General features: G+C 59.8%; 26 protein-coding genes. 10 read left to right on the top strand and 16 right to left on the bottom strand.

Features of this window, described 5'->3' with window-relative positions:
• A partial coding sequence (locus AC3B8H_RS04575) for a FecR family protein (RefSeq protein WP_488440439.1) occupies nt 1-976 on the bottom strand: 976 nt, incomplete at its 3' end.
• A gap of 75 nt (nt 977-1,051) precedes the next feature.
• On the bottom strand, nt 1,052-1,573 hold the full coding sequence (locus tag AC3B8H_RS04570) for an RNA polymerase sigma factor (protein ID WP_488440438.1): 522 nt from the start codon (nt 1,571-1,573) through the stop codon (nt 1,052-1,054).
• Between the two features lie 431 nt (nt 1,574-2,004).
• On the opposite strand from AC3B8H_RS04570, the gene AC3B8H_RS04565 reads away from it, so the two are divergent.
• The 6 genes from AC3B8H_RS04565 to AC3B8H_RS04540 are packed head-to-tail and all read left to right on the top strand — an operon-like array spanning nt 2,005 to nt 10,024.
• Complete coding sequence (locus AC3B8H_RS04565) at nt 2,005-3,621, top strand: ASKHA domain-containing protein (protein ID WP_488440437.1); 1,617 nt, start codon at nt 2,005-2,007, stop codon at nt 3,619-3,621.
• Nucleotides 3,622-3,629: 8 nt separating this feature from the next.
• Nucleotides 3,630-4,298: a cobalamin B12-binding domain-containing protein gene (locus AC3B8H_RS04560; protein WP_488440436.1), complete on the top strand. Its 669-nt coding sequence runs from the start codon at nt 3,630-3,632 to the stop codon at nt 4,296-4,298.
• Complete coding sequence (locus AC3B8H_RS04555; RefSeq protein WP_488440435.1) at nt 4,295-5,320, top strand: uroporphyrinogen decarboxylase family protein; 1,026 nt, start codon at nt 4,295-4,297, stop codon at nt 5,318-5,320. Before AC3B8H_RS04560 ends, AC3B8H_RS04555 begins: the two co-directional genes overlap by 4 nt.
• A complete protein-coding gene (locus tag AC3B8H_RS04550) occupies nt 5,317-5,934 on the top strand; it encodes a DUF1638 domain-containing protein (RefSeq protein WP_488440434.1) in 618 nt (205 codons plus the stop codon). Before AC3B8H_RS04555 ends, AC3B8H_RS04550 begins: the two co-directional genes overlap by 4 nt.
• Nucleotides 5,931-7,904: an ATP-binding protein gene (locus AC3B8H_RS04545; RefSeq protein ID WP_488440433.1), complete on the top strand. Its 1,974-nt coding sequence runs from the start codon at nt 5,931-5,933 to the stop codon at nt 7,902-7,904. Before AC3B8H_RS04550 ends, AC3B8H_RS04545 begins: the two co-directional genes overlap by 4 nt.
• The gene (locus AC3B8H_RS04540; protein ID WP_488440432.1) at nt 7,901-10,024 is read left to right on the top strand and encodes a GGDEF/EAL domain-containing response regulator; all 2,124 of its coding nucleotides are present in this window, start codon (nt 7,901-7,903) and stop codon (nt 10,022-10,024) included. Before AC3B8H_RS04545 ends, AC3B8H_RS04540 begins: the two co-directional genes overlap by 4 nt.
• Before the next feature lie 10 nt (nt 10,025-10,034).
• Here AC3B8H_RS04540 and AC3B8H_RS04535 read toward each other — a convergent pair whose 3' ends face one another.
• Nucleotides 10,035-10,604, bottom strand: a complete 570-nt coding sequence (locus AC3B8H_RS04535; protein ID WP_488440431.1) for a response regulator — start codon at nt 10,602-10,604, stop codon at nt 10,035-10,037.
• A gap of 44 nt (nt 10,605-10,648) precedes the next feature.
• Between AC3B8H_RS04535 and AC3B8H_RS04530 the strand changes: the two genes are divergently transcribed.
• Entirely contained in the window at nt 10,649-11,377 is a 729-nt protein-coding gene (locus AC3B8H_RS04530) for a DUF6901 family protein (RefSeq protein ID WP_488440430.1), read from the top strand.
• Between the two features lie 13 nt (nt 11,378-11,390).
• Here the strand turns inward: AC3B8H_RS04530 and nosR are convergent, their stop codons facing one another.
• Nucleotides 11,391-12,695, bottom strand: coding sequence for a response regulator c-di-GMP phosphodiesterase, NosR family (gene nosR / locus AC3B8H_RS04525; protein ID WP_488440429.1), 1,305 nt, complete (start codon nt 12,693-12,695; stop codon nt 11,391-11,393).
• A 24-nt stretch (nt 12,696-12,719) separates the two neighbouring features.
• Nucleotides 12,720-14,471: a bacteriohemerythrin gene (locus AC3B8H_RS04520; protein ID WP_488440428.1), complete on the bottom strand. Its 1,752-nt coding sequence runs from the start codon at nt 14,469-14,471 to the stop codon at nt 12,720-12,722.
• Between the two features lie 128 nt (nt 14,472-14,599).
• Here AC3B8H_RS04520 and AC3B8H_RS04515 point away from each other — a divergent pair, with 128 nt between their 5' ends.
• Nucleotides 14,600-15,871, top strand: a complete 1,272-nt coding sequence (locus tag AC3B8H_RS04515; protein WP_488440427.1) for an ATP-binding protein — start codon at nt 14,600-14,602, stop codon at nt 15,869-15,871.
• Nucleotides 15,872-15,906: 35 nt separating this feature from the next.
• On the opposite strand, the gene cydX is transcribed toward AC3B8H_RS04515, so the two are convergent.
• From cydX to AC3B8H_RS04465, 10 genes are all read right to left on the bottom strand, one after another.
• On the bottom strand, nt 15,907-16,050 hold the full coding sequence (gene cydX / locus AC3B8H_RS04510) for a cytochrome bd-I oxidase subunit CydX (protein WP_488440426.1): 144 nt from the start codon (nt 16,048-16,050) through the stop codon (nt 15,907-15,909).
• Between the two features lie 14 nt (nt 16,051-16,064).
• Entirely contained in the window at nt 16,065-17,204 is a 1,140-nt protein-coding gene (cydB, locus tag AC3B8H_RS04505) for a cytochrome d ubiquinol oxidase subunit II (RefSeq protein ID WP_488440425.1), read from the bottom strand.
• 3 nt (nt 17,205-17,207) lie between these two features.
• Complete coding sequence (locus tag AC3B8H_RS04500; protein ID WP_488440424.1) at nt 17,208-17,795, bottom strand: aspartate carbamoyltransferase; 588 nt, start codon at nt 17,793-17,795, stop codon at nt 17,208-17,210.
• Nucleotides 17,796-17,823: 28 nt separating this feature from the next.
• Complete coding sequence (locus tag AC3B8H_RS04495) at nt 17,824-19,383, bottom strand: cytochrome ubiquinol oxidase subunit I (protein ID WP_488440423.1); 1,560 nt, start codon at nt 19,381-19,383, stop codon at nt 17,824-17,826.
• Nucleotides 19,373-19,609 (bottom strand): hypothetical protein, encoded by a 237-nt coding sequence (locus AC3B8H_RS04490; RefSeq protein WP_488440422.1) that lies wholly within the window; start codon nt 19,607-19,609, stop codon nt 19,373-19,375. Before AC3B8H_RS04490 ends, AC3B8H_RS04495 begins: the two co-directional genes overlap by 11 nt.
• A gap of 26 nt (nt 19,610-19,635) precedes the next feature.
• The gene (locus AC3B8H_RS04485; protein WP_488440421.1) at nt 19,636-20,055 is read right to left on the bottom strand and encodes a phosphate-starvation-inducible protein PsiE; all 420 of its coding nucleotides are present in this window, start codon (nt 20,053-20,055) and stop codon (nt 19,636-19,638) included.
• A gap of 10 nt (nt 20,056-20,065) precedes the next feature.
• A complete protein-coding gene (locus AC3B8H_RS04480; RefSeq protein WP_488440420.1) occupies nt 20,066-21,097 on the bottom strand; it encodes an urease accessory protein UreH domain-containing protein in 1,032 nt (343 codons plus the stop codon).
• 31 nt (nt 21,098-21,128) lie between these two features.
• Nucleotides 21,129-22,775, bottom strand: a complete 1,647-nt coding sequence (locus AC3B8H_RS04475) for a multicopper oxidase family protein (RefSeq protein WP_488440419.1) — start codon at nt 22,773-22,775, stop codon at nt 21,129-21,131.
• A 100-nt stretch (nt 22,776-22,875) separates the two neighbouring features.
• A complete protein-coding gene (locus tag AC3B8H_RS04470) occupies nt 22,876-23,796 on the bottom strand; it encodes a sulfite exporter TauE/SafE family protein (RefSeq protein ID WP_488440418.1) in 921 nt (306 codons plus the stop codon).
• A 3-nt stretch (nt 23,797-23,799) separates the two neighbouring features.
• Nucleotides 23,800-24,498 carry an MBL fold metallo-hydrolase gene (locus tag AC3B8H_RS04465; RefSeq protein WP_488440417.1) on the bottom strand — a complete coding sequence of 233 codons (699 nt, stop codon included), beginning with the start codon at nt 24,496-24,498 and terminating at the stop codon, nt 23,800-23,802.
• Between the two features lie 210 nt (nt 24,499-24,708).
• On the opposite strand from AC3B8H_RS04465, the gene AC3B8H_RS04460 reads away from it, so the two are divergent.
• The gene (locus AC3B8H_RS04460) at nt 24,709-26,061 is read left to right on the top strand and encodes a sigma-54 interaction domain-containing protein (protein ID WP_488440416.1); all 1,353 of its coding nucleotides are present in this window, start codon (nt 24,709-24,711) and stop codon (nt 26,059-26,061) included.
• Nucleotides 26,062-26,206: 145 nt separating this feature from the next.
• A complete protein-coding gene (locus tag AC3B8H_RS04455; RefSeq protein WP_488440415.1) occupies nt 26,207-26,410 on the top strand; it encodes a hypothetical protein in 204 nt (67 codons plus the stop codon).
• A gap of 106 nt (nt 26,411-26,516) precedes the next feature.
• On the opposite strand, the gene AC3B8H_RS04450 is transcribed toward AC3B8H_RS04455, so the two are convergent.
• The coding region (locus AC3B8H_RS04450) for a Uma2 family endonuclease (protein ID WP_488440414.1) at nt 26,517-26,787 on the bottom strand (271 nt) is incomplete at its 5' end.

The following is a 26,787-nucleotide window of genomic DNA, read 5'->3' as shown; positions in this document are numbered from 1 at the left end:
GCAGCTGGCTGACCTTGACCGGCAAGGTATTCGGCAAGGCCTGCAGCCAGTCGTCGATTTGCCGGATGTCCACCGAGACGTGGATTTTGCGTTGAGCCAAGCCGTCGTCCAACAACCAGACGTGGCCGGGGCGGTAGCGGTTGATTTCGGCGACGACTTCGCCGAGGGTGACGAAATTCATCACCAAGCGTTGGCGGCGCCAAGCGTCGGCGCCGGACGCATCGGCGGGCGCGATGTCGCTTAATGCGGCGCTATCGAAGCCGACCTGCTCACCGGGATTCAGCATCGTCTCGGCTTGCTTGATGCTGGCGCGGACCCGGCCTTGCAGCAACGTGATTCGGCCGGTGTCGCCGGCATAGCGCACCACAAAGCGGGTGCCCAGCGCTTCGGTCGTGGCTTGGCCGCTGGTCACGCGAAAGGGGCGTTGGCTGTCGTGGGCGACCTCGAATTCGGCTTCGCCGTGCAACAATTCGACACGCCGTTCGCCGGCGCTCATGCTGACGTCCAAGGCCGTATCCGTGTTCAGGTAGACGCTGCTGCCGTCGCTCAATTGAACGGTGCGCTGTTCGCCCACCCGCGTTCGATAGTCGGCCCAAGGATGGGACAACAAATTGGCGCAATAGCCGCCGCAAACCGCCCAAACCAGACTGGCCGCGACCGCCAGCCCGCCGCCGAGAGATCGCGCTCGCCGAAACCGCCGCGCTGGCGATGCCTTGGCATCCGGGCCGGGCGGGCGCGGCGCGCTGGCCGTGGCGTTTGGTTGGGCGTCCACGGCGGCGATGGCTTGCGGCAACAGCCGCGCTAGGCGTTGCATCTTGCGGTTGGCGGCGGCGTGTCGAGGGTCGCGGGCCAGCCAGAGTTGATAGTCGGCCTGCTCACGGTCGGTCATTTCGCCGGATAGTTGCCGAGCCAGCCAAGCCACGGCTTCTCGTTCGATGGTTTCGCGGTTTGGGTGGTTGGTATCGGAGCTAGACATCGGCCTTACCTTGAGCGAAGTGGATACTCCAATAACGAACCAACCCACGTTGCGGCACATATTTGGCCGGCCGCTTCATAGCGCCTCGTCCTCGTCGTCCAGCCCGGCGCGCAAATGCTCCAGTATTTTCACCATCTCTTTCTCGACCAGACTGCGGGAAATGCCCAGGCGGGCGCCGACTTCGCCGTAGGTCAAACCTTCCAGCCGATTCAGCCGCAGGATCTGCGTGCAACGCGGCGGCAGTTGCGCCAATAGCGCTTGGACCCGTTGAATTTCCTCGCCGAACATTGCGATTTGGTCCGGCGCGGCCGCCGCGTCTTCCTCGCCGGCGTCGCCGCAAAACCGTTCCAATAACTCGGCGTGGCGGCTCTGCGCGCGGATGTGGTCTATCGACAAATTGCCGGCCACTCGATACAGCCAGGCACGGACTTCGCCTTCGGTTTGCGGCGGCGGCTTCAGATGCGGCAGACGTAAATACACTTCTTGCAGCAGCTCGGCGGCGGTGTCCGGGCATTGCACGCGCCGCACGATAAATTGCTGCAGTTGCGGCCGCGCGCAGAAATAGATCCCGCTGATGTCGTCTATCGATAAGGCCATGTGGGTAACAGTGTTCAAAATCCCTGGAGTCGGCGGTGCGTTTTCGGATAGGCCTCGGCGGCGAGCAGGGGGCGAACGGAACGGTTCAAGTCTCGGAGATGTTGGGTTGCGCGAAATGCGCCCCGGTTTGTCGAGGTTGGCCGACCCGATCGGCCGTGCCGGTCAAGTGTCAGGTGTCCTATTGGATCAAACGAATCAGCACCGCGCAATCCACATATTTTCTTGAGAACCCGTCGTTCGCCGGCGGGTCGCTGGGAGGGTTTCGCCGGTCGGGGGCCGGTTTTCGGACTATAGTTGAGTCGAAAGCCGGTCAACGGCTATTCAAGGTCTTGTGTACCCGCCTGACTTCCCGGCCGGTTGCCGAAGTCCGAGCGAGATTGTCCTGGGCCGGGCCGACGGGGGAAGTGCACGGTCATTCACTGGAGAGCAATTTGGCGGATCCATTAATCGAAAACCCGCCGGTTTGGCCGGTCGAGATCGCCAGTGCCGATCAGCGGCTGACGTTGGCGCTGACCGGCGATATTTCGGTGCGGAAGGCGCTGGACGCGACCGGACTCCGGGTGCGCGCGGCCTGCGGCGGCTTGGGGACTTGCGGCGCCTGTTTGATACGGATTGTTAGCGGCGACTTCAATCCGCCGACCTTGGCCGAATATCAAAAAATTCCCATTGAGGAACGGGAGGCCGGCGTGCGCTTGGCCTGTCAGTTGTGGCCGCGCGGACCGGGCGAACTGTATTTGGATAACCCGGCGCCGGCGTCGATCTGGCTGGCGCTGGACGAAGACTTTGGCGGCCGTTGGCCGGGCGATCCCGAGGTTCGCGGCGGCATTTACGGCGTCGCGGTCGATTTAGGCACCACTCATATCCGCTTGTCGTTCTGGGACCGGCAGTCCGGCCGGCGCATCGGCAGCCGCTTCGGCGTCAACCCGCAAGTCGCCGTCGGCGCGGACGTGTTGACTCGCCTGGACGCGGAAAGCCGCGACGGCGAGGATCGGCCAATTGGCCGGCTGGCCCGAGACGCGGTGATGGACGGTATCCGCGATATTCTGAGCCGGGATTTGGGCGAAATCACGCCGATTCTGGCCCAACTCGGTAAAGCGGTCATCGTCGGCAACACCGCGATGCTGACGCTGATTTGCGGCGGCGACGGCGACACCCTGTACCGGCCGGAAAACTGGCAGCGTCCGATTGCCTGCCAGCCGAACGACCTTGACGCTTGGCGCCGCGACTGGCGCACGCCGGCGGCGGATATTCGCATCGTTCAGCCGCTGGCCGGTTTTATCGGTTCGGATTTGCTGGCCGATGTGCTGGCCACCGGCATCACCGAACAAACCGCGCCGATGTTGTTGGCCGACTTCGGTACTAATACCGAAATCGCGTTGTGGGACGGCGCGCGTTTGACGGTTACATCGGTGCCGGGCGGACCGGCCTTCGAAGGCGTCGGCCTGCGCAACGGCGTGTCGGCCGAGCCCGGCGCAATCGCCCGCGTGACCAAGGGTGATCGCGGCTGGCAGTGGTGGACCCTGGGCGACCGGCCGGCGCGCGGTTTCTGCGCCAGCGGCTTTATCGACGCGGTGGCGTTGTTGTTGGACGCCGAACTGCTCAAGCCCTCCGGGCGGTTTGCCGAAGCGCCGCCGGCCGAAGGTTTTCGCCTCGATCCGGCCGTGCCGCGTAGCGCGATTTTTCCCAGCGACATCGATGCTTTCCAGCGCGCCAAGGCATCGGCCGCCGCCGCGATGACGCAACTGCTGGCCGATGCCGGATTGGCGGTCAGCGAATTGGCCGCGCTATGGATTTGCGGCAGTTTCGGCCGGCATTTGGATTTGCGCCACGCGGTTCGGGTGGGTTTGTTGCCGGCATTGTCGGCGGAACGCACTAAAATGATGGCGAACGCCGGATTGGCCGGCTGCGAGCAACTGCTGTTGGATGCTCGGGGCGAATCGCGGCTGGGGGCCGTGTTGGCGCGGGCCGGCGTCGTCAATCTGGGCGATTCGCCGGCTTACGAAGCGCGGTTTATCGACCATTTGCGTTTATGCCCGATCCCCAATTAGGAGCGATCATGGATTTGGAATCCTACATCAAGTCTTACAACGAAGCGGTGTTCGAAACCGATAAGCAAGGGGCGTTCGCCGTCGTCAATCAAGCGTTGGAACAGGGGATCAGCCCCGAGGACGTGGTGTTTAAGCTGGTGATTCCGGCCGTCGAACAGATGATGGAAATCATCGAAAAAGACCCGGACGCCAATCTAGCTCAGCATTTCATGACCGCGCAGATCGCCGCCGACGTGACCGAACGCATGCTGGAAAAATTCCGGAAACCGCCGGAAATGATAGGCCGGGTGGTGATCGGCGCCGCCTACGGCGACCTGCATTCGTTGGGCAAACGCATCGTCAGCGGTTGCTTGAAGTCGCTAATGGTCGATGTGGTAGATTTGGGCACCAACGTCAGCGCGGAAAAATTCGTCGATACGGCGGTTGAGGAAGACGCTCAGGTGATTGCGATTTCCGCGATGATGGTACATACCGCGACCGGTGAAAAAGGCAGTTCGCGGGTGCGGGCCTTGTTGAAGGAACGCGGCCTGGAAGACCGGATTAAATTGGCGGTCGGCGGCGCGCCTTACCGTTTCGACCCGGCGTTGTACGTCAAGGTCGGCGCCGACGCCTGGGCGCCCGACGGCGTTACCGCCGCCAAGGTCATCGTCGATTTGATTCGGGAGGTGAAGCCATGACGCCGTTGCAAATTCTGGCCGCCGCAATCGCCGGCGCACCGGCCCCGCGCATTCCGGTGTTTTGCAATTTGCTCGACCACGGCGCGGGTCTGCTTGGCATGAGCTCGGAGGCCTATTTTGCCGACGGCACGGCGGTGGCCGAGGCGCAGTTACGGCTGTTGAAATTGTACGGCTACGACAACGTCTGGAGTTTGCATTACGTCGGCAAGGAGGCCGAGTTGTTGGGATGCCGGGAAATATTGTTCGCCGACGACGGCGTCCCCAATGTCGCCGATTTCGTGATCAAGGCGTTGGACGACATCGCCAAGTTCGAGGTGCCGGCCGACATCACCCAATTGCCGGCCTGGCAATCCATGGCCGATTGTTTAAGAATCTTGCGCGCTGAGGTCGGCGCCACCCACCCGATTTGCGCGTACGTCACCGCTTCGACCACCTTACCGGCCATTTTGATGGGAATGGACAAGTGGATGGAGTTGTTTTTACTCGGGCCTTTCGATCTGCGCGACGAGTTGCTGCGCAAATGCTCGGCGTTCTTTCGCCAGCAGATCGCCGCGTTGCGCGCCGCGGGGGCCAACGTGCTGGTGTACTCGACGCCGTTCGGATCGCCCGCCTTTGTCAGCCGCAAACAGATTGCAAACCTGGTGTTGCCGTGGATGAAACAGGATTTGCGCGACGGCGTGGAAAACGTGGTGTATTACTGCGGCATGGCGCCGTTTAACGAGGTCATCGGGCTGGTGTTCGACGAGTTGGACATCCACGCGCACTATATCAGTCCATTGGCCGATCTGGCGGAAGCCAAACGGCTGATCGGCACGCGCGGCCTAACCTGCGGCGTTATCGACGACATTAAAATGATTCACTGGACGCCCGAGCAGACGCGCGCCGAGGTCAAGCACATCGTCGAGATCGGCAAGCCCGGCGGCCATTTTTTGTTCGGCAACGGCATCATGCCGCTGGCGGTGCCGGCAGCTAACATCCGCGCGATGGTCGATGCCGCTTTCGAATACGGGAGGCTGGAATGAAAAGCTTCGAGCTCAAGCAAGACTCGCCGCCGCTGACCATGGTCGGTTGCGGTATCCTACGCAAGGAAGTGAATCTGCTGATCGAAAAAAACCAGTGGAACGTGCAAACTCATTTTTTGGATTCGGCGCTACACAATTATCTCAACCGCCTGTCCGCCGAATTGAATCAGGCTTTGACCGAACGCGAGCAGGCCGGCGAAAAAACCGTGGTGTTTTACGGCGGTTGTCATCCGTTGATGGAACATTTCCTGGATGAGCACCACACCTGCCGGACGCATGGCCAGAATTGCATCGTCATGCTGCTTGGCTACGAGGCATTCATGCAAGAATTGGAGAAGGGCGCGTATTTTCTGGTCGAAGACTGGGCGCTGACTTGGGAACCGATGATTACCGCCTGTTTCGGTAGCAAATTGGACGTAGTCCGGGAAATCTTCCACAGCAGCCACAAATACATTCTGGCCTTGCGCACCCCGTGCAACGGCGACTTCTCCACGGCCGCCGAGGCCGCCGCCCGTTTTGTCGATTTGCCGTTGCAATGGCGGGACGTCGATTTGGCGCATCTGGAGGCGGTATTGGCCGATGCGATACAACGCCGTTTAGCCGAGGAATCATGACAGCGGCGGCCGATCCTCGCCATCTGCGGCAGCGCATCGAGCGTCTGGAGGCGCGGGTCCGCAAATTATCCGAAGAAAAAGCCAATTTGTATCTGGTGTTGCACATGGTCGAATTGCTGAATACCGTGGCCGGTGTCGAGAGCTTGCTGGAAAGTTGGATGGCGGCCTTGTGCGGCACCTTGGGCGGCAGCAACGTCGAAATTTACTATCTCGACGAAGGCAAGCTGCATTACGCCAATTTGTTCGGCGAACGTCGGGTGTTGACCGAGGTCGAAGATCCGCTGGTTGCCGAGGCCTTTGGCAGCCGGCGTTTCATCGAGTCCGCCACCGATAGTCGCCATACCTTGTTGCGCGGGACCGAGATACCGGTGGCCTGCACTTGGGTGATGCCGCTGCTGGTCGGCAAGGAGCTGATTGGCGTCGTCAAAATGACCGATTTGCTCGGATCGGCGCAAATGCGCGACTACCTGCAACCCTTTCTTTCGCATATGGCCCTGATCCTAAACAACGAGATCAAGACTCGCGTCGCCGAAACCGCCAACCGGGCCAAAAGCAATTTTTTGGCGACGATGTCGCACGAAATCCGCACGCCGCTGAACGGCATCCTGGGCATGGCCCAATTGTTGAGTCTGCCTGGCGGCAATCCGGAAAAGCATCGGGAGTATGCCCAAACCATACTGAACTCCGGCCAGACCCTGCTGGCCCTTTTGAACGATATCCTCGATCTGTCCAAAATCGAAGCCAGTAAGCTGGAATTGGTGGAAGTCGCGGTCGCGCCGGCCACCATTATCGAGGAAACGCGGCAGCTTTACGCCGAGAGCGCCCGCCAAAAAGGTTTGTCGTTACACGCCGATTGGCTGGCCGAACCCGACCGGCATTACTTGCTCGATCCGGTGCGCTTGCGGCAAATGCTGTCGAATTTGCTGAGCAACGCGATTAAATTTACCGAGCACGGCGAAATTCGGGTCGAAGGCCGGGAATTGGCCGGCGAAGCCGGCGGCGCCGAATTGGAGTTTTCGGTCAGCGATACCGGCATCGGTATCCCGGCGGAGCAACAAGCGCTGTTGTTCAAGCCGTTCACCCAGATCGACGCCGGCGCTGCCCGGCGTTACGGCGGTACAGGGCTGGGGCTATCCATCGTGCGGCGTTTCGCTGAATTGATGCGCGGTTGCGCCGGCGTGGACAGCGTGGCCGGTGCCGGCGCCCGTTTTTGGTTTCGGGTGCGCGGCGAGCCGACGGCGGTGGAGCCGGCATCCGAGCCGGCGCGGTCTGCCGTGGACGCCTGCCGACGAATCGTCGCGTCGACGGATGGCCGAGTGCCGTGCATCCTGATCGTTGACGACGATAAAACCAATCGGGTGGTGGTTGAAGCGATGCTGGCCGATCAGCCGGTCAGGCTGATCAGCGTCGAGGACGGTCGCCGGGCGCTGACGGTGTTGGCCGAACAGTTGGTCGATCTGGTGTTGATGGATTGCCGGATGCCGGACATGGACGGCTACGAAGCGACCCGGCGCCTGCGGCAACGGGAAGCTGACGACGGCGGGCGGCGCGTGCCGGTCGTGGCGTTGACCGGCCATGCCTTTGCCGAAGATCGGCAGCGTTGTCTGGATGCCGGCATGGACGCCGTTCTGGTCAAGCCCTTGGAGCTGAAGGCGTTGACCGGCCAACTCGCCCGGTTTTTGCCCGGATGGCACGCCGCCGAAGCGCCATCGACCTTATCCGCGGCCGCCGCGCATCTGGACTCGGAGCGGATTGCGGCCTTGCTGGATGAACTGGACGTACTATTGGAAAAAAATCTGTTCAACGCGGTCGGCAAATATCAGACCTTGCAGCAATTGCTGCAAGGCAGTCCGCTGCAAAATCGGTTTCTGGCGGTGGGGCAGGCGATCAACGACATGAGTTTCGATAGGGCGCTGGTCCAGCTACGGGCATTACGCGCCGAAAATTCAACGGGTGTCGGGCCGCTATGAACGAACGTCAACTGAAAATTCTCGCGATCGACGATACCCCGGCCAATTTGGCGCTGTTGGGAATGGCATTGCAGGACGAATATTCCGTTCAAATCGCCACGTCCGGCGCGAAAGGCTTGGCGCTGGCCCAGGACGATCCGCCCGATTTGGTGTTGCTGGACATTATGATGCCCGACATGGACGGTTTCGAGACCTGCCGGCGTTTTAAGGCGGATGCCAGTTTAAAGGACATTCCCATCATTTTCGTGACCGCCCTTAACGAGAAAAACACCGAAATGGCCGGGCTGGCCCTGGGCGCCACCGACTACTTGACCAAGCCCATCGACATCAATATCGCCCGGCTGCGGATCCATAATTTGCTGGAACGGGAGCGCTTGCGGATGGCGCTGCTGGCGCGGGAGACCGAGCAGCGCCTGGCCGCCAGCGTGTTCGCCCACACGCACGACGGCATCGTGATTAGCAATGCCGAGAATCTGATTCTGGATGTCAATGCATCGTTTACCCGAATCACCGGTTATCAGCGCGACGAGGTGTTGGGACTGAACCCTCGGGTCCTGAAATCCGGCCGCCAGCCGGCCGAATTTTACGACACGATGTGGCAGACTCTGTTGGAACAAAACTATTGGCATGGCGAACTGTGGAATCGCCACAAGAGCGGCCGGCATTACGCGGTACTCAGTTCGATTTCGGTGGTACGCGATCAGAATGGCGCGATTCACCATTTCATCGGCCTGTTTGCCGACATTACCCAGTTGAAAAATCACGAACACGATCTGGAGCAAATTGCTCATTTCGATCCGTTGACCGGGATTCCCAATCGCTTGCTGCTGGTGGACAGGTTGACTCAGGGGATTGCCCAGACGCGGCGTTCGGGGCGGCAGATGGCGGTTTGCTATTTGGACCTGGACGGATTCAAGCCGATCAACGACAGTTACGGCCACGAATTGGGCGACCAAATGTTGATTGCGATTGCCCGGCGCATCACCGAATGCCTGCGCGCGGGCGATACCGTGGCGCGGATCGGCGGCGACGAGTTTGTTTTGCTGTTGCTGGAGTTATCCGATCGCGACGAATGCGAAACGATTTTACAGCGGGTTTTGGCCTCGGTGGCCCGGCCGTTTTTGATCGACAATCTGGAGCTAAGGGTGTCGGCCAGTATCGGATTCACGTTGTTTCCGGAAGACGACGCCGATGCCGATACCTTGCTGCGGCATGCCGATCAAGCCATGTACGGCGCGAAACACGCCGGCAAGAACCGTCACAATTTGTTCGATCCCGAGTCGGATAAAGCCGCCCACGAACGGGGCAGAGCGTTGGCCGACGTCGAACGAGCCTTGCGCAACCAAGAGTTCGAGTTGTTTTTTCAGCCCAAGGTGAATATGCGCACCGGCAAGGTGCTCGGCGCCGAGGCCTTAATCCGCTGGCGCCATCCGCAACGCGGGCTGTTATTGCCCCTGGAGTTTCTGCCGGTCGCCGAAAACAGCGATTTGATCGTCGAGATTGGCGATTGGGTGTTGGGCAGTGTGCTGGATCATCTGGACGATTGGCGGCGAAGCGGCTTGACGATCAAAATCGGCATCAATATCGCGCCACGGCATTTGCTGCGCGAGGATTTCACCAGCCGCTTGGCGGCGCATTTGAACGACCACCCCAACGTGCCGGCTTCTTGTCTGGAATTGGAAATTCTGGAGACCGCCGCGCTCGCCGACATCGGCCGGGTTTACGAGGTCATGCGCGAATGCCAGGCCATGGGAGTGACGTTCGCGCTCGACGATTTCGGTACCGGCTACTCGTCGTTGACCTATTTGAAGGCGCTTCCGGCCGAAGTGTTGAAGATCGATCAATCCTTTATCCGCGACATTTTGCACGATCCCGAGGACTTGGCGATTGTCGAGGGCATCATCAACCTGTCCGGCAGCTTTCGCCGCCAGGTGGTGGCCGAAGGCGTGGAGAGTATCGAGCAGGGCTTACAGTTGTTGAAACTGCGTTGCGAACAGGCGCAGGGGTTTTGTATCGCCAGACCCATTCCCGCCGCGCGTTTGGCGGATTGGGTGGCCAATTGGCAGCCTCGTCCGGAATGGTTGGATTGGGGGAATGGTTTGGCGTCGGACCCGGAATGAACGGCAAAGCTCAGCGCTTCCAGTCGTTGAGCGGATCGTCGTCGTCCAGGTCGGCGGGGTCGATAATAATCGAACCGTCGGGCCCCCAATTGACTTTGGTGATGCCGGGCTCTTCCGCTTCCAGGGCGCGCAAAATCGCCGCCTGCTGGTCGAGGCGGGTTTGTTGCACGCGGACCTGATCGGCCAGTCGCCGGTTTTCCAACAACACCCGTTTCAATTCCAGACCTTTTTCAACGGCGTTGACGATTTCGTGGTTGTTCCAGGGTTTGTTCAGGAACCGGAACACCCCGATTTCGTTAATGGCCTGTTGCGTGGCTTCCAAGTCGGCGTAACCGGTCAGGATCAATCTAACCGCGTCCGGCTGTAGAACCATGAATTTCATTAAAAAACTGATACCATCCATGCCCGGCATTCGGTAATCGCTGATCACCAGATCGAACGCTTGCTTGCTCGCGAGCAGCAGAGCCTCCTCGCCGCTGTCGGCGGAGAAGACCTGGTAGTGGCGCAACAGCCGGGTCAGGGCTTTTAGGATGTTGGGTTCGTCGTCGACGATCAGGATGCTGGCGGGTTGGGCGTTCATCGGCGTGGGGAGGCGGGTCGTTGGCTCGTTGCGTCAATAATATAATGATAGTTAGGGTTTTCGCGGCCGTGTTCAAGCAAAACAACTTTTTTCGATATACCTTGACCTTCGAGGACGGCAGTTCTCGGGAATTGCTGCTGGAGATCGACGCTGGTTCCGAAACCCTGCTCGCGCCGGCATCGGACGCCCGGCCGTTTTGGGCCAAGCTGGATTACCAGCAGTGTGAAAACTGCCCGTTGGCGGTCGAACGCACGCCGTTTTGCCCGGTGGCGGTCAATTTGATTTCGTTGATCGATTGGTGCGGGGCCTTGGTGTCTTATACCAGCGTCAAGGTGCGGGTTGTCACCGCCGAGCGCACCGTCAGTGGCGAAACCACGCTGCAACGCGCGTTGAGCTCCCTGCTCGGTTTGATCATGGCGACCAGTCCTTGTCCGCATACCGAATTTCTAAAACCGATGGCGCATTTTCATTTGCCGCTGGCCAGTTCCGAGGAAACGGTTTATCGCACCACCTCAATGTTTTTGCTCGCGCAGTATTTTTTGCATAAGGACGGTCAAGAGGCGACGTGGGAGCTCGACAAACTGGCCGACATTTACCAGCAGTTGCAGATCGTCAATCGAGCCCTGACGCGGCGCTTCAAGGCGGCGATCAGCCAGGACGCCACCGTGAATGCGATTATCGTGCTCGATCTATTATCGCAGTCGGTGACTTGGTCCATCGAAGACGGCTTGGAAGAACTGCGTTACCTGTTCAAGCGTTACGGCGTCAATTGAAGCGCGACGCCGGTTAAACCCGGATGCGCAGCACCAGGTTTTTACTGCGTTTGCGCATGTCCAGGATGCTGTCCACCTGAGCGGCGGTCAGAATGGTGTTCTTCAGATACAGAACGTCGTTGCAGATGATCTCGGCGGCTTCCATGCCGGCTTGCAATTGAGTCCAGGAAATTTCGATGATTGGCCGCTTGTCCTCGATACTGGTTTCCGACAACAAGCGTAAGAAGGTTTCGACCACGTCCGGATCGTAGTCGCTGTGCTTGCGCAACAGCAACCGGCTTTTAGCTTGGTCTACCGTCATCGCCGATCCGGTGATAAAACCGTCCAGAAAGCAGATGTAATCGCGGACCACCGCCAGGATGCGCGATCCCAGCGGAATTTCGTGGCCATGGAGTGAGTTGGGCTCGCCGGAACCGTCGAAGTGTTCGTATTGGTGGTGGATGATATCGGCGGCGTTTTGCAAGGCGTCGATGCCGTGCAGCAGATTGAAACCTTCCTGACCGTTCTGCAAGAAGCGCTTCTTATCGTGGCTGGACATCAGGTGTAGCGGTTGCCGCAGCAATTCGTCCGGCAAGCTCATTTTGCCGATCTGCGCCAACAGGCCCGCGTACAGCACGTCGCGCGATTCGTCGGAGCTCAAGCCCATGCGTTGCGCGACATGACGGGCGTTTTCGGCGATGAACAACGAATGGCCGCTCTTGATGCCGGGTCGCATTTCGACGATTTTGGCGAAGACTTTTACCGAGTCGACGTATTGGCGTTTCAACGCATTGTGGGCTTGATCCAGCTTTTGCAGCGACAGCCGTAATTGTTCGGTACGATGCTCGACTTTTTCCTCGAGATGAGCGTTGAGGTCCTTGAGGTCCTCGTTTTGGCGGTTGATGATCGCGAACAGACGCTGGCGTTCGTCGCGCAGACGCTTTTGCTCGACGGCGTTGTTGACCAGAATTTTCAGTTCGTTATCTTCCCACGGCTTGCTGCAATAGCAATAAATCCGCCCCTTGTTGACCGCCGCCACCGTAGATTCCAGATCGGCGTAGCCGGTTAATAGAATACGGACCGTGTCCGGCCAGCGCTCGGCGACGCGGGTCAGGAATTCGGCACCGTCCATTTGCGGCATGCGCATGTCCGAAATGACCAAGTCGATAGGCTGACGGGCCAAAACTTCCAGGCCTTCGGCGCCGCTTTCGGCGGTTTCCACCCGATATTCACCGCCGCGAAACAGTCGCCGCAGGGCCTTCAGAATGTTGGCCTCGTCGTCGACGAACAACAAATTTATCGGCGCGGCGGCGGGTTCGGTGGCGGTCGAGTCGGTCATGGTCGTTGCCTTGCCTGCGGCGGATTAGTGGATGGGTAGACACACCCGAAACCGGCTGCCCTGTCCGGGTGTTGATTCCAGCTCGATACGGCCGCGATGATCCTGAATGATCTTGTAGGATAACGATAGCCCCAAGCCTGTTCCCTTGCCGACCGGTTTGGTCGTGAAAAACGGATCGAAGATTTTATTGCGGATGTCGGCCGGGATGCCATGGCCGCTGTCCTCGATCTCTACCCACAGCCAGTCGTCGTCCTGATAGCCGGTCCGTATCGTAATTTTGCCGAAGTCGTCGATGGCTTGCGCGGCGTTGACCAGCAGGTTCATGAATACTTGATTCAGTTGGGCGCCGACGCAGGGGAAGGGCTTGAGCCCGGCGTATTCCTTGACGACTTCCGCCTTATATTTTAGCTCGTTGTTGATAATGTTCAGCGTGGCGTCCAGCCCGGCTTCCAAGTCGAACGGCGCTAATTCCAGAGCATCAATACGCGAGAAATCTCGCAAGTCCTGGACGATTTTCTTGGCGCGCACCGCGCCTTCCATGGCTTCGGCGACCAGATCCGGTAAATCGCTTTTAATAAAGTTCAGGTCCAGCGATTTTTGCAAGTTACGCAGTGTTTGGGCTTCGGGATGATCGGCCGGCAATTGGCCGACCAAGCGTTCGCCGGCTTCGCTCAGTTTCAGCAGGTCTTGCAGATACTGGCGGAGTGTGTTCAGGTTGGAGTAAATATAGCCGAGCGGGTTGTTGATTTCATGGGCCACGCCGGCCGCCAGCTGGCCGATCGAAGCCATTTTTTCCGATTGCAGCAAGTGGCTTTGCGCTTCCTTAAGTTGTTGGTTCAGCAGGCGTTCCTGGTTTTTCTCGATTTGCAGCTTTTCGTTGGCGACCCGCAGCTCTTGGGTGCGCTGTTCGACCAAGCCTTCCAACGCCGTTTCGGCTTGTTTTTGCACGCTGATGTCCATGCCGCAGCCCATCAAACCGGCGAAACGGCCGTTACCGCGCAGCCGAGGAACCGCTGTTTCCAATACCCAGATGGGCGGTTTGCCGGGGGGGACCAACCGGTATTCGATCCGCGCCGCTTGTAAATCGACGGCCGCCTGCAAATAGCTTTGCCTGACTCTGGCTCGGTCTTGTGCGTCGATCAATTGCATCCAGTTTTCCAGGTTCAGCTCGGTTTTCGCCAAGCCCAAGGTTTCCAGCCAATAGCGATTGCAGAAAATCGGAATGTGCTGGGCGTTGGTGATCCAGATCAGCGCCGGCAGCAGGTCGGCCAGCGCCCGAAAGCGGGACTCGCTTTCCCGTAGCGCCGAATACAGGTTGCTTTGCATGATGTCGGTCTGTTGCCGCTTCAATGTGTCCGGGTTGTCCGGGTGATTGTCGTCAATGGCCTGAGCCATCTTCTTGTCGGCATACAGAATATGGGACGACAGCCAGCCGACCAGAAACTCCAGCAAGGCATTGGAGACCCGGTCGGGTTCGACGATGGCCTTTTGTTGCTCGGCCTGCACGGTCGCCACGAATTCGCGGTGCTGCCGGCAATGCAGCTCAAAATCGTCGGCCGGGAAGTTGGCGGCTTGCCGCATCAGTTCTTCTTCGTGCTTGAAGTGGTAATCGGTGTAATCGATCAAGGCCGCCACCAGATCCAAAATGGCCTGCGGCTCTTCGCCGACCGCGACCGCTTCGTCAAGCTGGTTAAGGATGTCCACCAGCCGTCGATGTTGGGCATCGACCGATGGAATGCCGACATTGAGCTGATTGTTCCAGGTTAGGATGGCCATGGATAGATTAACGTTGGTTCTCTGGGTTGAAGTGCGGATAATACACTATGGACTGCATTGCCGAACTGGGTTGTCGGCCAATGTGCCGTTCCCTTTAGCCTTTTGCCGCTTAACAACGAAGTGATCCGATGGACATTGCAACTCCCAACGGCGCGTCCGGCGCAACCGTTTTATTGGTGGATGACGATCCGACGAATCTGACCGTGTTCGGCCAGGCCTTGGCCCCCTATTATGATGTGCTGGTGGCCAATTCCGGCGAACGGGCCTTGCAACTAATCCGGACCGGCGGATTTCCGGACTTGATTCTGCTCGACGTGATGATGCCGGACATGGACGGCTATCAGGTCATCGAACGCTTGAAGGCCGATCCGGTCACCGCCGCGATACCGGTGATTTTCGTCACCGCGTTGACTTCCGGTAGCGACGAAGAACGCGGTCTTAAGCTGGGGGCGGTCGATTACATCAACAAACCCTGCCACTTGTCGATCTTGTTGGCCAGGGTGCGGACTCATCTGGAGCTGAAAAAATCCAGGGATTGGCTGCAAAATCAAAATACCTTTCTGGAGGCCGAGGTGCAACGCCGGCAACAGGAAAATCAACAGGTGCATCTGCAACTGTTGCAATCGGAAAAAATGGCGGCGATCGGCCAGTTGGCGGCCGGCGTGGCACATGAAATTAATAACCCGATCGGTTTCGTCAATTCCAACCTGAACGCGTTAAACGACTATATCGCCGATCTGTTTACCGTGTTCGACGCCTGCGACGCGGCGCTGGCGGATGAGCATCCCGACAGCGAAGCGTTGGCGCGGGCTCGCGCTCTGAAGCAAGCCAAGAATATAACGTTTTTACGCAACGACATACCCGATTTGATCGCCGAATCGCGGGAGGGTTTGGCGCGAGTTCGAGGAATCATCCAGGATTTGAAGGACTTTTCCCACGCCGACGAAAACCTGTGGGAAACGGCCGACTTACACAAGGGCCTGGATTCGACGCTCAATATCATTTGGAACGAGCTCAAATACCATTGCACGGTCAGCAAGCAATACGGCGATGTTCCGCCGATTTATTGTCTGCCGTCGCAGCTCAACCAAGTGTTCATGAATCTGCTGATCAACGCCGGCCAAGCCATCAAGACCAAGGGAGAAATCACCATTCGCACCGGCGTCATCGGTAGCGACGCGTGGGTGGAGATCGCCGATACCGGCGACGGCATTGCGCCCGAACACCTAAACCGTTTGTTCGAGCCGTTTTTCACCACCAAGCCGGTCGGCAAGGGGACGGGGCTAGGTCTGTCGGTATCGCAAAACATCGTCAAAAAACACGGCGGACGGCTGGAAGTCGCTAGCGAACTCGGGCGGGGATCAACGTTTCGGGTGGTGTTGCCGCTCGCGCAAACTTGAGAAATCCGGCCGCGCGGGCGCGGCCGGGGCGGTTGTCAGTCGGTGCGTTGGCGCGGATGATCGCAGGATTCGTCCACGCCGTGTCGGTCGATATCGCAGACCGATTCCAGCCACATCGCATTGATGATCGCAAAGGCGGCGGCGAAGCCGACGCCGAGTATCCAGGCAAAGTACCACATAGTCAGTCTCCGGTTCAGTAAAGCGTATGGCTATCGTTCAAGATGGTTTCCTCGGTAACGCTGCCCCAGATCACCTTGTAAACGAAGCGGGTATATAGCAGCACGATCGGCAAAAACACCACGGTGATCCAGAATGCCCATAGTAAGGTGGTGTGACTGGAACTGGCGTCCCACAGCGTCAAGCTGGAGCCGGGGGCGGTGGACGAAATCAGCAAGAACGGGAATAGGCCGAAACCAACCGTCAGCGCGATGCCGGCAATTCCCAAGCTGCTAAACCAGAACGCCGCGCCCCGCGATTCGCCCTTGCCCAGCAGCCAAGCGGCGAACACACCGGCGAAACCGGCCGCTGGCGCCAGCCACATCCACGGATGCGCCATGAAGTGCTGGAACCAGCCGGCACCGGCCGCGACCACGGTTTTGCGCAACGGGTTGGACGGCGCGTCGCCGGCCGCGATTTGCGTGATTTCCGGGCGTTCCAGGCCGAAGAACACCCACAGCGTCGCCGCCAACAGTGCGGTCAGCAGCAGCGGTCCGAGCAGTTCGACCGCGAGTATCGAACGATGATGAATCGTGCCCTCGCTACGCCATTTCAAGAACAGCGCGCCGTGGAAGGTGGTCAACAACAAGCCGGTGACGCCGCATAACAATGCGAACGGGCTCAGCAAGCCCAGGAAGGTGCCGTCATAGAAGGTGCGCAGGTCTTGGTCCAGATGAAATGGCAGGCCCAGGATCAGGTTGCCGACCAGCACGCCCAACAAAACCGGCGGCAGGGTACCGCCCAGGAATAAACACCAATCCCAGGTGTTGCGCCAGACCGGGTCTTCGATCTTGCCGCGGTAGTCGAAGCCGGCCGGCCGGAAAAACAACGAGAACAGCACCAGCAACATGGCCGCGTAAAGGCCGGAGAACAGCGTGGCGTAAACCGCCGGCCAGATCGCGAACACCGCGCCGCCCAGCAGGATCAACCAAACCTGGTTGCCTTCCCAAGTGGCGCCGACAGTGTTGATGATGACTCGGCGCTCGACGTCGCTGCGGCCGACAAAGGGCAACAGCGTGCTGACGCCGAAATCGAAGCCTTCGGTCAGCGCGAAGGCGATGCCGACGACGCCGATGAACAGCCACCAAATGACGCGTATGGTTTCGTAATCGAACATGGCTTACTCCTGTGGGTTTGTGGATGGCGCGCCGTGGCCGTGATGGCCGTGGTGCCTGTCGTGCATGTGGCCGGCATGTCCGTCCTGCTCGCATTTCATGGCGGGTCCGCCGACCGCGTGGCGGGCATGATCGCTGAGCTGAGCGCTGAAGAAGCGGTGGATCGCATCGACCAAGGCCGGCTGTTCCGCCGAATATTCGATTTCGGCGCCGTTGGGCAACTCGCGGTAATTAAAACGCACCGCGCCGGCCGCAGCGGCCAATTCCGCCAGACCCGGCATGTCGTCGCCGTGTATGCGCCGCTGTTTGGAAAAGTCGCCGTTGCGGAAGCCGGCGCTGATGTCGGCCAAGTGTTGGCGGATCAGGCCGATCTGCTCGGCGTCGTTGGCGTCCTTGGCAATCACCTGCTGCAGACCGCCGTGTTCGGTTTTTTCGAACACGTGCAGGGTTTTGTCCAATGCGAACGGCATGACGTGACCGCCGCGTTCGGCGACCTGGTCCAAACGGGCCGGACTGGCCGGTGGCTGTGCTTGGCTGGGACCGGCAGAGGCGGCAAACGCCAGGGCCAGCAAGGTTGGGTAGATGAGTTTCATCCTATTCTCCTATTAAACGGCTGCTGGATTACTGCGCCGCGACGGTGCCGCGTTCGAACCAATAGCGCCCGGTATGCAGACTGCTCGGCCCGAGCCGGACATACTTCAACATCAGATACATCTCGATATTCAGCAGTACGGTATAGAACAGCGCGAATCCGGCCAAACTGAACCAGAGCTGGCCAGCTTCGAGATTGGACACGCTCAGGTGGGTGGGAAGCACGCCGGAAATGGTCCAGGGTTGGCGGCCGACTTCGGCGACGAACCAGCCGGTTTCGGCGGCGATCCACGGCAGCGGAATGCACCAAAGCGCCATCCGCATCAGCCAGCGTTTTTGGTCGGCGACGCGGGTTGCGCAGTAGTAGAACGCCATGGCAAAGATGAACAGCATCGTAAAGCCGCAGGCGACCATGATCCGGAAGGTCCAGAACAGCGGTGCGACCCGGGGGATGGTGTCGTCGGCGGCCTGTTCTATCATCGCCGGCGTGGCGTCCGCGACCTTTTCGGTGTACTTTTTCAGCAGCAGGCCGTAACCGAGGTCGGCCTTGTGCGCGTCGAAGGCCGCTTTGGCGCTCAGGTCGCCGCCGCGCAGTTTTTGCAGTTCGGCGTAAGCCACCATGCCGCGTTTGATGCGCTCGGCGCTGTCGGCGCGCAAGTCTTTCAGCCCCTTGACGTCCTCGTCTATCGAGCGGGTGGCGATCAAACCCAGTACGAACGGAATCTTGATCGCGTAATCGGTGTGCTGAGTTTCCTGGTCCGGAAACCCAAAGACCGTGAAGCTGGCGGGCGCGGGGTGGGTATCCCATTCGGCTTCGATGGCCGCCAGCTTGATTTTTTGGGTCTCGCCCGAGGTGTAACCGCTCTCGTCGCCGAGTACGATCACCGACAGAATGGACGCCAAGCCGAAGGCGGAGGCGATTGAAAACGAGCGTCTGGCAAAGCCGATGTCGCGCTTGTTCAGCAAATACCAGGAGCTGATGCCCAGCACGAACATCGAGCCGGTCACGTAGCCGGCCGCCACGGTATGCACGAATTTGACCTGGGCGACCGGATTGAAGAACACGTCGGCGAAGCTGGTCATTTCCATGCGTAGTGTTTCATAGTTGAATTCCGCGCCGACCGGGTACTGCATCCAGCCGTTGGCGATCAAAATCCACAGCGCCGATACGTTGGTGCCGATCGCCAATAGCCAGGTTACCGCCAAATGCTGGACTTTAGACAATTTGTCCCAGCCGAAGAAAAACAGGCCGACGAAGGTCGATTCCAGAAAGAACGCCATCCAGCCTTCGCTGGCCAGCAACGGGCCGAAAATATCGCCGACATAGTGGGAATAGTACGACCAGTTGGTGCCGAACTGGAATTCCAGCGTCAGACCGGTCGTCACCCCCATCGCGAAGTTGATGCCGAACAGTTTGCCCCAATAGCGGGTCATATCTTTATAGACTTCCTTGCCGGTCATCACGTACACCGATTCCATGATGCCGAGAATAAAGGTCATGCCCAGCGTCAGCGGCACGAACAGAAAGTGGTACAGCGCGGTCAGACCGAACTGCATGCGGGACAGCATAACAATATCGTCACCGAACATGGTGGGACTCCTTTACGGTTGAGGTGGAAAGCGTTGCCGGCGCCGCGGCGGGCAGGGCCAGCCGGGCGGCAATGTCCGGCGGACCGGTCGGACGGTCCAGCCAGCGGAACAGTAAAAACCACAGGCCGATCAAGAACAGTAGTTTGATCAGCAGCGCGAAGCCGATTTCCCAGCGCAACAATCCGGCGCGGGGTAGGTTGGGTGGCATGGGTTTGGCGTTTTGCATGAGTTTGGCTCCGTGGTTCCGTGCCGTTAGTGGTCGTCGGCGGGTTTGCGGATGATGCGGGTGGCGATTGCCAGCATCAGAATGGCGCCGGCAATCATTAAAATCCCGGGGCCGGCCTGATGGTGGGCTTGAATATCGCCGATCAACAAGCGGGCCAACGCAGTGATCGCGATGTAAATCAAGCAACGCACCGGCATCAGATTGGTTTTGAAGTAAATGCCGACCATCGCGCCCAATTCCAGATAAATGAACAGCAGCAAGATGTCGCCTATCGTGGCGTGGCCTTGCAGCATCATGCCGCCGTAGGCCACCACCGCCGACCAGACGATGCTGGCGCCGATCACGAACAGGGCCAGATAATGAAAGGCTTCGATCAGCAGGTTGCCGATTTGGTCGGCCTTGATCTTGTTGCTTTCGTACCATGGGTCGAAACGTTGCGGTTGCATGCGGCTTTCCTCAGTGCATTTGGCCGTGCATGGCCGAGGCCGGGTCGGCAGGAACCGCGTTCAGCATTTTCATGCCGCGCATGCCCATCATCACCCCCATCGTGAGCAGCAACAGCGCCGACACCTTGACCAACTGCCGCATCGCGCCGGCCGGCAACAGTGTCGCGAACAGGCCGAAACCCAACAATGGCGGCAGGGTGCCGAGACCGAACAAGGTCAAAATCGTCGCGCCTTGCATCGGATCGCCGCTGCCGGCCGCCATCACGTACATGGCTTGCAGCGGTCCGCAGCCCAGCAACAATCCGGTTAACAGGCCGGTCGCCAGCGGCCCGCGCGGCCGCCGCAAGCCCTCGCGGACTTGCCGGTTCAACGCGGCCGGGCCGCGTAAACCAAAATGCCGCAACCAACCGAAAACATTCAGCATTTTCAGGCCGTACAGCACCAAGAACAGACTGGCCGCCAGCGCGGCGACGGCGCGCATCGTCGGCGTAATCGCGATCAAGCCGCCCAGCAAGCCGAATCCGGCGCCGATCACGGCATAGGAAGCGGTTTTACCCAGTCCGTAGACCAAGTGCGACAGCGCTTGCCGAAACTTGCCTCTCGTGGGGTCGGTATAGCCGACCACAAAGCCGCCGCACATCCCGATACAGTGAAAGCCGGTTAAAAAGCCCAGGCCCAGCAGCAGGCCGTGATCCATGTGCGGTCCGATTTGTCGCATCACCTCCGGCATCAGGCTTTTCCCCCAAAAGGTCACGCCGCCGACGCCAACCAAAAGCAATACAAACGCCAGCACGCCCCAAACACGACCGATTTCGGTGCCGGCGGGCCTGGGATTGGCTTGATAGCCGCGCGCCGCCAGCGCGGCTTGCACGCGGCGCAGATCCATCAAGCGGTTGTCGTAGCTGAACTTGGCATAGTGTTCCGCGTAACTGACCGCGTCGACCTGGACGCCGGGCAGGGCCTGCAGAATCTCGGCGATCGCCGCTTCGCAACCGCCGCAGTGCATGCCGCCAATGTCGAGTTGTACTTTTTCCACGGACATGATTCGATCCTCCATCACCTAGGGTAAGGCGCTACTCCACCAGGAAGTCGCGCATCATCCCCAGGTCTTCGTGTTCCAGGTTGTGGCAGTGGTACATGAACAAGCCCTTGAAATCCTGAAACGGCTTGATCAGTTTGATTCGTTCGCCCGGCATGACCAGCACGGTATCTTTCCAGCCGTTATCGACAAAGCCGTCCTTGACCGACGCGTAACCGGCGCTTTCACCGGCCGTTTGGTCGCGCTCGAGAATTTGGAATGGCTGACCATGCAAATGGATGGGATGGGCCATCGCCATCATCATGCCGCTATTGCCGCCCATGCCGTGCCGCCCCATGCCCATCATCCCGCCCCGGCCCATTCCGCCGTGTCCGTCGCCGTGGGCATGAAAAATCTCCAGGGTTTGCAAGGTGTCGACCTTGATGCGTTCGCCGGGCTGAATGTCGTTGAATGCGTAAGGCCTACCGTTTAACACCATGCGCATCGGACCCTCCGAGATGCCGATCGGGATGGGTTGTCGCGGATTGGCGGTATCGGTCGGCCGATAGCGCTTAATAGTAGACAATTTGTGGGGTAATGCCGGACTGTCGCCGGCCGGGCGTGTTATCCGCACTTGAAAAATCGGGTAATCGCCGCCAACCGGCAGCGCCGAGCCGAGCATGCCGCCCATCATTCGCTCGGCCATCCCCGGCAATACCCCGGAAAAAGAACGGCTGCGCATCGTTAACCGCGTTCCGACTTTACGCCCGCTGAAATCCGCCCAGACATCGATACGTTCGCCGGGCGCCAGCATCACGTAAGCTTTGTCGATCGGCGTTTCCAGCAAACCGCCGTCACAACCGATGACGGTGACGGGGCTGGCGTCGTCCCAAGCCAGTTTGTAGATGCGCGCCGTTGAGCCGTTGAGGACGCGGAAACGGTAAGCCCGAGCGGCGGCGTCGAGCTGAAAATCAGGGCGGCCGTTGACCAGAATCCGGTCGCCGTAAAATCCCATCATCCGGTCGCGCATGTGGCCGGCGTAGACCAGCTGGTTTTCCGCGTCGAAACGGCGGTCCTGGATCACGATCGGTATTTCGTACTCGCCGTCCGGCAGCCCCAGGCGGCGTTCCTCGGGGTCGTTCACCAGAATGGCGCCGGCCAGGCCTTGGTAGACATGCTTGCCGGTCAAGTTGTGCGTGTGCGGATGATACAGGTTCATGCCGGCCCGGTTGCGCATCTCGAATTCGTAGACGTAGGTTTCGCCGCTGGCGATTTGGTAGAGCGGATGGCCGTCCATCTCGGCCGGCACGTGCAAGCCGTGCCAATGGGTAATGGTTGGTCCGTGTAGGCGATTGCGCAGATTGATGCGGATTTTTTGGCCGGTTTCGAAGCGTAACAGCGGTCCCAGGTATGAATCCGGCAATTCGGTCAACGTGCCGGCGGGGCCCTTGAGCAGTTTGCCAACGTACTTCAACACCCGAGTCGGCTGGCCGGGCAATATCGCTTGAGTTGCTGGCTGGCAGATTAGATCGAGTTCGACATCCGGGTGAAAACTCACCGAAGCCTTGCGCGGCGGCGTTTTCGGCATGTCGCCCATGCCTTCCATCGCCCGTGCCAAGCCGGGCATCGCGGCCCAAGCCAGTACACCGGCCCCGGTTTGCGCGAAAAAATGCCGACGCGCGCGGCTGAACGTTTGAGACATATTCCCCCCTCGAACCCTGGTTATCGTTATTGTCCGCCCGGCGATTCCGGCGCGGCGGCCGTCCCTGGGTCGGTGCCGTTTGCGGTCGAGCGCGACTCGATTAATGCGTGAGCGGCCGCTTTAGCGGCGGCGAACCGGGCGGACGGCGATGAATTCGACCGCCGATCAACAGCAAGGTCAGCAAAATGGCGGTGCCGGCCAGCAAGCGGTTGAATTGCGCGCGATCGGCTATCAGGTCCTGCAATTCGCTCCACAGTTCGGCGGTCACGGCGTTGGACAGCACGTACCCGGCCACCAGCAGCACGAACCAACCGAAACCGCGCCTCAAGGCCGCCGGACTCAGATAGTTGGACAGCCAGCCGCCGAGCAGACTGCCGACCACCGCGCCGCCTGTGAACGTCAAGGTCAACGTCAAATCCAGCGCCACGTGATTGCTGTAACCGGCCAAGCCGGCCACGGCGTTGATGACGATGATCAGCAGCGAGGTGCCGATCGCGGCGGCCATCGGCAAATCCACCAGCAACACCAGCGCCGGCACGATCAAAAAGCCGCCGCCGACGCCGACCAAGCCGGTTAAACCACCGACCAACAAACCGTCGAACAACAAGCGCGGGTAGGGCGTATTCAGCGGACACAGGCCGCCGCCGACCGCTTCACCGGGTTGCGGCGGCCGTTTGTTGGCGATCATCGCCAAGGCCGTTAACAGCGTGACCAGACCAAACAAGGCCATCAGCAGATCGCCGGAAAACTGGCCGGCCAGCCGGCCGCCGCCGAAGGCGCCCAGCATGCCGGCGACGCCGAAGGCCAGCGCGCTTTTCCAGCACACATGGCCGCGGCGGGCGTGCGGAATCAAGGCCATCAGGCTGGAGATGCCGACCACGACGAAGGAGGTGGCGATGGCGGTTTTCGGCGCGACGTGCAGCAAATAGACCAGCACCGGCACGGTCAGAATCGAGCCGCCGCCGCCCAGCAGGCCCAGCAGCAAGCCGATCGCAATCGCCAACGCGAAGGCCGTGATCATGGCTTAGGCTCCGGCGCCGGTCATGCCGCAGGACTGGTTGGCCGGCAAGGCTTGGTCGATAAAGCGCGGGTAGGCCAGTTTCAGTTCCGCCATGATCGCGATGAATTCCTCGCGGCTACGGCCTTGGCCGATGCGCGGGTTTTTCGCCATCTCTTGCTTGATGGTCGAGACCGTGTTGCCTTGATAGTCGTGGCCCGGATACACCAGCGTGTCCGGGGCCAACGTAAACAGTTGGCCGGTGATGCTGTCGTAGAGCTGGCCGGCGTCGCCTTGCTGAAAGTCGCTCCGGCCGCTGCCGCCGATCAGCAGCGCGTCGCCGGTGAATACCCGGTCGCTCATGACGTAGGATACGCAGCCGGCGGTATGGCCCGGCGTATGGCGGACTTCGAACTCCAAGTCGCCGATTTGCAGCGGCACGCCGCCGGTGACCAGCAAGTCGGCGCACATCGCGCCGGCGTCGCGATGCACGACGCTTTTGCTGCCGAGCAGTTCTCGCAAGCGGCCGGCGCCGGTGATGTGGTCGGCGTGGACGTGGGTTTCCATCGTGTACACCAGTTTCAGACTCAATTCGTTCAGCAAGTCGATATAGGTGGGTACTTCCGAGGCGACCGGATCGATCAGACAGGCGCGGCGGGTGCGTTCGCAGCCGAGCAAATAGGTATAGGTCGAGGTTTCGGGTTCGAAGAGTTGGCGGAATAGCATCGTCATTCTCCTGCTTGATTGAATCGGGTAAAGGTTGTCAATACGCTATCAAGAGCCGTGCCAATAGCCTGTATTGAATCGAGATTAGCTAAGTGTTTGATTTTAGTCGATGTAAACGGAAAGGGGCTTGAGGATGCTTGTTTCATGATGAAACATTGAAACAATGTTGATACGCTTGAAACATTTTTGAAACAACTGTCTGGAGCGCTCATGCCGTTCTCATCCGCATTGTTTAAGACTTGGCTTTACCGGGCCGGCGCCGAGCCGGTGATCGAGGTGCTCAGCGATCTGGCCGACAGCGGCGCGGTGTTTATTGTCGATGCCGATAGCCAGATCCTGTTTTGGAGCAAGAGCGCCGAAAAGCTGTTCGGCATCGGCGCCGAAGCCGCGCTGGGCCAACCCTGTCACACCGTGCTGCATTGCGACGCCGAAGGCGATCCCTGCAACTTGGCGGAACTGCGCATCATCAAGGCGCAGGGATTGAACGTTCACCTGCCTAACGGCGCCACGTTGGCGTGCTATCGCACCGCGCGGGCGTTTTTCGACGGTAACGGCGTGTTTGTCGGAGCGCTGGAAATCGTTCGCCCGCAAACCGATCCCCAGCCGGCCAGCGTCGGCGACCACGACAGTTTCCACGGCATCCTGACCCGCGATCCGTTGATGCGGGAAGCGATCGCCATTATCCGTAACGTCGCCGAAACCGAAGTGACGGTACTGATTCGCGGCGAATCGGGAACCGGCAAGGAAATCGTCGCCCACGCCTTGCATTTGGAAAGCCCCCGCCATTTCCAGCCGTTTCTGGCGATCAACTGCGCGGCGCTGACGCCCAGCTTGCTGGAGAGCGAACTGTTCGGCCACGTCAAGGGCGCGTTTACCGGCGCGGTGCGCCATCACATCGGCTTGTTTCAGCGCGCCAACGGCGGCACGCTGTTTTTGGACGAAGTCGCGGAATTGCCGCTTGAGTTGCAAGCCAAGCTGCTGCGGGTGTTACAGGAGCGCAATTTCATCCCGGTTGGCGGCGACGCGGCGGTCAGCGTGGACGTGCGCATCATTGCCGCCACTCACCGCTCGTTGCGCGAGGAAGTCAAGGCCGGCCGCTTCCGCGAAGATTTGATGTACCGCTTGCGGGTGGTGCCGATTTATCTGCCGCCGTTGCGCGATCGCCGCCAGGACATCGGTCTGTTGCTGTGGCATTTAATTGAACGCCACAATCTGCAAGGCCGGCGCCGGATCGATGCCATCGCGCCGGAAGCGATGCGCTTGCTGCTAGATTACCCCTGGCCCGGTAACGTCCGGGAATTGCAGAATGTCGTCGAATACGCATTCGCGGTGGGGCGGGGCGGCGAAATGCGGTTGGAAGACTTGCCGCCCGAGTTCCGCGAACCGTTGGGCGCGGCGGCCAACCCGCCGCTCGCCGGTCGGACCGCAGCTCGCGCCGGCGACGAAGTCGCGTTGATCCGCGAAGCCCTGGCCCAGGGTGGCGGCAACTTGGAACAAGCGGCCCGCTACGCCGGCATGAGCCGGGCCACCTTCTGGCGCAAGCGGCGTAAATACGGGTTATAGCGACGGGCCGGCGGAACGCCGGTGATTCGGCATTTTTGCCGGGTGCGGCAATACATCGCATATCGAAATCTGGCGGGGTTTGTTAGATTTACCGAGTTACAAATCACCAGTATTGAAGAACTACAGGTCTGGAAGGAATCCGAACATGAAACATCCGATAAAAGCGGGTTTATTGCTGATGGTGCTGCTCCATTTGTTTATCGGCGGCGCGGCCATCCACACAGCAATCGCCTGGTTCGGTGGCGGCGGCGATGCGGGAGGGACCGTGGTGGCCGAGCATCAAAGCGCTGGCGGTATCAAAGTTGCCACGCCTGCGGAAGACGAGGCCGAATCCAACGGCGCCAAATAGAACAACAGCCAGCATACGATAGTAAAAAACCGATAGGCCCGCGGCTCGCAATCATCGTATTTTTAGCTCAATCGACGCGCCCATCGTCAAAACGCATGTGGCCTGGTCATTCCCAAACCGCTTCGTAAATCCGTTCGATGGCGATGTTCAGGTCCAGCGAGGGTAGCGGGATTGTCGCGCCGTCGGTGTAGATCGCCATGTCCCAGCCGTCGGCCGCGCGCCGGTAAACGCGCACGTCCATGCAGCTCTGCGCCACCAGCACATATTCCTGTAGGCTTTCCAGCGCTTGGTAGTAGCCGCGTTTGTCCTCGCGGTCGAATTTAGCGGTCGAGTCGGACAGCACCTCGACTATCAGCTTCGGCTGTTCGCGGAAATGG

This window comes from Methylomonas sp. BG-2, assembly GCF_057766305.1.
Note: the sequence above shows the minus strand (reverse complement) of the source record. Positions and strands in the feature narration are given on the sequence as shown.

Excerpts from the sequence above, each read along its gene's own strand:
- AC3B8H_RS04570 (WP_488440438.1), bottom strand. The coding sequence starts at position 1,573 with ATGGCCTTATCGATAGACGACATCAGCGGGATCTATTTCTGCGCGCGG.
- AC3B8H_RS04560 (WP_488440436.1), top strand. The coding sequence starts at position 3,630 with ATGGATTTGGAATCCTACATCAAGTCTTACAACGAAGCGGTGTTCGAA.
- AC3B8H_RS04555 (WP_488440435.1), top strand. The coding sequence starts at position 4,295 with ATGACGCCGTTGCAAATTCTGGCCGCCGCAATCGCCGGCGCACCGGCC.
- AC3B8H_RS04550 (WP_488440434.1), top strand. The coding sequence starts at position 5,317 with ATGAAAAGCTTCGAGCTCAAGCAAGACTCGCCGCCGCTGACCATGGTC.
- AC3B8H_RS04545 (WP_488440433.1), top strand. The coding sequence starts at position 5,931 with ATGACAGCGGCGGCCGATCCTCGCCATCTGCGGCAGCGCATCGAGCGT.
- AC3B8H_RS04540 (WP_488440432.1), top strand. The coding sequence starts at position 7,901 with ATGAACGAACGTCAACTGAAAATTCTCGCGATCGACGATACCCCGGCC.
- AC3B8H_RS04535 (WP_488440431.1), bottom strand. The coding sequence starts at position 10,604 with ATGAACGCCCAACCCGCCAGCATCCTGATCGTCGACGACGAACCCAAC.
- AC3B8H_RS04530 (WP_488440430.1), top strand. The coding sequence starts at position 10,649 with ATGATAGTTAGGGTTTTCGCGGCCGTGTTCAAGCAAAACAACTTTTTT.
- nosR (WP_488440429.1), bottom strand. The coding sequence starts at position 12,695 with ATGACCGACTCGACCGCCACCGAACCCGCCGCCGCGCCGATAAATTTG.
- AC3B8H_RS04520 (WP_488440428.1), bottom strand. The coding sequence starts at position 14,471 with ATGGCCATCCTAACCTGGAACAATCAGCTCAATGTCGGCATTCCATCG.
- AC3B8H_RS04515 (WP_488440427.1), top strand. The coding sequence starts at position 14,600 with ATGGACATTGCAACTCCCAACGGCGCGTCCGGCGCAACCGTTTTATTG.
- cydX (WP_488440426.1), bottom strand. The coding sequence starts at position 16,050 with ATGTGGTACTTTGCCTGGATACTCGGCGTCGGCTTCGCCGCCGCCTTT.
- cydB (WP_488440425.1), bottom strand. The coding sequence starts at position 17,204 with ATGTTCGATTACGAAACCATACGCGTCATTTGGTGGCTGTTCATCGGC.
- AC3B8H_RS04500 (WP_488440424.1), bottom strand. The coding sequence starts at position 17,795 with ATGAAACTCATCTACCCAACCTTGCTGGCCCTGGCGTTTGCCGCCTCT.
- AC3B8H_RS04495 (WP_488440423.1), bottom strand. The coding sequence starts at position 19,383 with ATGTTCGGTGACGATATTGTTATGCTGTCCCGCATGCAGTTCGGTCTG.
- AC3B8H_RS04490 (WP_488440422.1), bottom strand. The coding sequence starts at position 19,609 with ATGCAAAACGCCAAACCCATGCCACCCAACCTACCCCGCGCCGGATTG.
- AC3B8H_RS04485 (WP_488440421.1), bottom strand. The coding sequence starts at position 20,055 with ATGCAACCGCAACGTTTCGACCCATGGTACGAAAGCAACAAGATCAAG.
- AC3B8H_RS04480 (WP_488440420.1), bottom strand. The coding sequence starts at position 21,097 with ATGTCCGTGGAAAAAGTACAACTCGACATTGGCGGCATGCACTGCGGC.
- AC3B8H_RS04475 (WP_488440419.1), bottom strand. The coding sequence starts at position 22,775 with ATGTCTCAAACGTTCAGCCGCGCGCGTCGGCATTTTTTCGCGCAAACC.
- AC3B8H_RS04470 (WP_488440418.1), bottom strand. The coding sequence starts at position 23,796 with ATGATCACGGCCTTCGCGTTGGCGATTGCGATCGGCTTGCTGCTGGGC.
- AC3B8H_RS04465 (WP_488440417.1), bottom strand. The coding sequence starts at position 24,498 with ATGCTATTCCGCCAACTCTTCGAACCCGAAACCTCGACCTATACCTAT.
- AC3B8H_RS04460 (WP_488440416.1), top strand. The coding sequence starts at position 24,709 with ATGCCGTTCTCATCCGCATTGTTTAAGACTTGGCTTTACCGGGCCGGC.
- AC3B8H_RS04455 (WP_488440415.1), top strand. The coding sequence starts at position 26,207 with ATGAAACATCCGATAAAAGCGGGTTTATTGCTGATGGTGCTGCTCCAT.